Raw genomic sequence first — 3,675 nt, 5'->3', positions numbered from 1 at the left:
TGCTGAGTTACGGTGCTGCTGACACCGAGGCGTTATCGGGCGCGCACACCGGGCTCTCGACCTCTAGGCTACGGAAGTTCAAAGACATAAGGCGTTAGGACTCGGGGGAGACTATGTCGGTGGCCGTCAACGAAGAGCTGCTCAAAAAGATCGCCTTAGCCGGAGAGATCAGTGGGCCCGACTTGATCGGCCAAGTTCCTCGCAAAAGTGGCACATACGTGGATTTCTACGGCTTGGGAGCAATGATCCAATCCGGGTACATCGCCGCAAACACCGAGCCAGGTACGCCGTTCGGTCGCACCACGCGAGAGAGTGCGGCGTTACTCTGCCAAATAAGCCTCACGCCCGGGGAGTCATTTTTCTACGGTGAGGTTCCATGGGATGCGTGGGACGCGGGCCCGGTGGCGTTCTTTATTACGGGCGCAGGCGTTCTTAAGCTTGAAGAACTCGACGCAAAAAGGTCCGCCAAACGGCAGAAGCGCATGGATTACGTCATTTCTGCACTCGTCGCTGTTCTTGCCGCCGCGCTTACAAGCACCGCGGCCCACCTCTACGCACTGGATCGCGAGTCGCTGGATAAACAGGTAGCCCCAAAAGCCCGAGCCGAGTCCTAACAATTCATTCAAGCCGAGCCCGCTTCGTCGCTTCGTTCAAATGTGTCGTTGTTCCATTGCAACAACTCACCGGCTCGCACGCTGCGGGTCGGCTTAATTCAGGCGTTATGCCCCTCTGAGAGAACCCCGCTTATGAGTGCCCGCATTGGCCAGATCATCGAGGTTGTTGAGGAGGTCCGGAGCAATTGCCGAGGCGCTTCACCTAGCGTTCCAATCACGCAGATTCGCATTAATGCTGTTCGTTCCGTCGCCGCTAGGCGCAGCATCACAACCAATAGCGTCGCTGACAAGTTCATTCGCCAACTAAGCCCGGATGTTTTGTCCACTACGCAATTTGACAGTCTATTGCAAGGTTGGCTCGTCGCCGGCTCAACGGAACTGCGAGATATTGCTCTTAAACACGCTATTGATTCACGCGACAGACAACTGATTGCCAGCGCATTTCATATAGCTTCACCACAAGACACGCTGCTCTCTGAGGAGTTTGGCCTAGACGCTGCCGATGCAACCTTTCAAGAGGGCCGCGAAAAGCTGAAGATCCACTTGGCCAAAGAGCGCAACCGCCACTTGATCTCACTCGCCAAGGAGCTCTGGCGGCGCAACGGTGAGCTCAAGTGCTCAATCTGCTCGTTTTCGTTCTCCTCTGCCTATGGCGAGGCTGGAGATGGGTACATTGAGGCACATCACACCACGCCAGTCTCCGAGCTAGCGGAGAACACTATTGTCCGCCCCACCGACTTGGCTCCGGTTTGCTCAAATTGCCATGGCATCATCCATAGGCACCGCCCTTGGCTGACCATTGAGCAAATGCAAGCTATCGTTGCCAGGCATGCAAGGGCCGGGGCATAACAATTCATTCAAGCCGAACCCGCTTCGCGGGTCGGCTAAATTCAGGCGTTAGGTCTCTCAGGCAGCAGCAAGATTTCCCCAATGAACCACGAGGAGGTTATATGCGCGTTCTAGCCATTGGAACTTCAGCTATGTGCATTGTCATGGCCTTCTTTGCTGGCACCAGCTACGGGGCCAGTCAAGCAAAGTCAAAGGTGACAAACCTGCTGCAAGACTCTCTGAGTGAAAAATTCACCCCCGGGCGTGAGGTGCTTGTAGACCTAGTTGAAATTCCCCCAAACAGCCAGCTTGATCGGCATTGGCATCCTGGCGAGGAATTTCACTACTACCTTGAGGGCGATCCTGAGATCTCCATTGAAGGCAAAGGTCTTATTCGCCCTCCCCTCGGTACCGTTGGGCATGTCACGTTTGAGACACTACATCGCGCGGGTGCGGGCAAAGCCGGCGCCAAGATTCTGGTCTTTCGCGTGCATACCAAGGGGAAGCCGTGGCGCTACCTTGAGAACGAACAGGATGAAGGTCATGACGCAGTTCGTAAGTAATCGCGGGAGACCTAACAATTCATTCAACCCGATGCCGCTTCGCGGCACGGGTTAATTCAGGCGTTAGGCCCGCGTGGAGCATCCGCAGACACCCGACGGTCGATACATGGTGGTTCGCGGCCGCCTCTGGCGGGTTGCGAATCCGCATCTCTCGCCAGAGGAGCGCGAGTCACTGGTTAGCGCACTCATGGCCGCACGGCGGCAAGTCAAAGCCGCGATGGCAGCCGCCGATCCAGGTGCATTGGCAGCGGCGCGCAGCTCCGTCAACGCCGCGAAAACGTCGCTTGGGGAGCGCGGACCTGTCTGGTGGCATGATGGGGCCAAGGACTTCAATCGCCACCTAGTCAAGAACACGCCGTATCGGCAGTGGTACGAGCAGCTCGTGGGGCCGCCGGCCTAACAATTCATTCAAGCCGAACCGCTTCGTCTCTCGGTTCAATGTTGTCGTTGCTGGCATTGCGTCAGCTCCCGATCCCCGCGTTAGCGGGTCGGCTTAATTCAGGCGTTAGGCCACTGATCGTTGCGAATGAGCATGGGGTCAACACTAAGGAGGAGCTAGCGATGTCGACAATTGGTGCGGTGGCAGAACTCTGGAGGTTCCCTGTCAAGTCTATGCAAGGCGAACAACTCGGAGAGGTAAGGGTAACTGAGCGAGGGGTTTTGGGTGACCGTGCATACGCGCTCATCGATGCCGAAACAGGCAAGGTGGCGAGCGCGAAGAGCGTGAAGATGTTTCCGGACTTGTTGGCCTGTCGAGGCTCATTTGTCGAGTCGCCTCGGGTCGAGCGCGAAGTACCTCCAGTGCGGATCGATCTGCCGAATGGCAGATCGGTAAGAAGCGATTCCGGCGAAGTCGACCGCATGCTATCGGCATACTTTCGACGAGATGTCAGACTGGCGCAGGTTGCGCCGGATGCTTTCACCATCGACCAGTACCATCCCGACGTAGAAGGCGCAGACCCTGGGGGCAACAAAGACACGGTTGTCGCGCAGAAGCTCGGAGCGGCTCTTTTCGCCGAGCTCGGCATGGAGTCCCCGGTCCCCGCCGGCGCCTTCTTCGATGTATTTCCCCTCTCGGTCATGACGACGTCCGCACTCGCACGGCTGAACGAACTGAGGCCACAGAGCCGCTTCGAGCAGCGCAGGTTCCGCATGAATGTGATCGTCGCGACCGAGCAGCCTGGGTTCATCGAGAACGACTGGGTCGGCCATGCGCTCGGGCTTGGCGACGAGACACGGATCAACGTGGCGCTGCTGGATCCTCGATGCGTGATGACGACCCTTGCGCAGGAAGGTCTACCCCAGGATATCGAAGTTCTGCGGACGCTCGTTCGCCACAATAGGATGCAAGTCGGCAATCTCGGTCAGTTCCCCTGCGCCGGCGTGTACGCCGTGGTCGCTGCGCCGGGCACAGTGCGAATCGGTGACCGCGTGACTATTTCCTAATGGGACTTCGCGATAGCGCGGCCCAATCCATCGCTCCAGCGGACGCGCCGTCGGTTCAAGCGGTCAGTTGCTCGCATGCGGGTGTCGCTGGCACAGTGGCGGCCTAACAATTCATTCAAGCCGAAACGGAACCTCATCCGATTTTGTTGACACCCTCACCTAACGAGAGGTGTCAGATGGCCAAGCCCGGTCTTCGCAAGATCCATCGCTACAGCGACGAGTTC

The 3,675-nt window shown here is 57.7% G+C and carries 5 protein-coding genes; all 5 read left to right on the top strand.

Going from position 1 to position 3,675, the window contains the following annotated elements; translation table 11 throughout:
• Window positions 1-119 precede the first annotated feature (119 nt).
• The 5 genes from ACJQWM_RS14170 to ACJQWM_RS14150 all read left to right on the top strand — a co-directional run bounded on the left by ACJQWM_RS14170 (window position 120) and on the right by ACJQWM_RS14150 (window position 3,451).
• Window positions 120-614 carry a hypothetical protein gene (locus tag ACJQWM_RS14170; RefSeq protein WP_332707981.1) on the top strand — a complete coding sequence of 165 codons (495 nt, stop codon included), beginning with the start codon at window positions 120-122 and terminating at the stop codon, window positions 612-614.
• A gap of 132 nt (window positions 615-746) precedes the next feature.
• Window positions 747-1,463 (top strand): HNH endonuclease, encoded by a 717-nt coding sequence (locus tag ACJQWM_RS14165; RefSeq protein WP_332707982.1) that lies wholly within the window; start codon window positions 747-749, stop codon window positions 1,461-1,463.
• Between the two features lie 101 nt (window positions 1,464-1,564).
• Entirely contained in the window at window positions 1,565-2,005 is a 441-nt protein-coding gene (locus ACJQWM_RS14160; protein ID WP_411306920.1) for a cupin domain-containing protein, read from the top strand.
• A 106-nt stretch (window positions 2,006-2,111) separates the two neighbouring features.
• Entirely contained in the window at window positions 2,112-2,405 is a 294-nt protein-coding gene (locus tag ACJQWM_RS14155; RefSeq protein WP_332707988.1) for a hypothetical protein, read from the top strand.
• 161 nt (window positions 2,406-2,566) lie between these two features.
• The gene (locus ACJQWM_RS14150) at window positions 2,567-3,451 is read left to right on the top strand and encodes an MOSC domain-containing protein (RefSeq protein WP_332707986.1); all 885 of its coding nucleotides are present in this window, start codon (window positions 2,567-2,569) and stop codon (window positions 3,449-3,451) included.
• The last annotated feature ends 224 nt before the right edge of the window (window positions 3,452-3,675 follow it).

Source organism: Novilysobacter longmucuonensis (genome assembly GCF_046600735.1).
In the GTDB taxonomy this organism is placed as follows: Bacteria; Pseudomonadota; Gammaproteobacteria; order Xanthomonadales; family Xanthomonadaceae; genus Novilysobacter_A; species Novilysobacter_A longmucuonensis.
The sequence above is the reverse complement of the archived record's forward strand: the minus strand, read 5'-3'. Positions and strand labels throughout refer to the sequence as shown.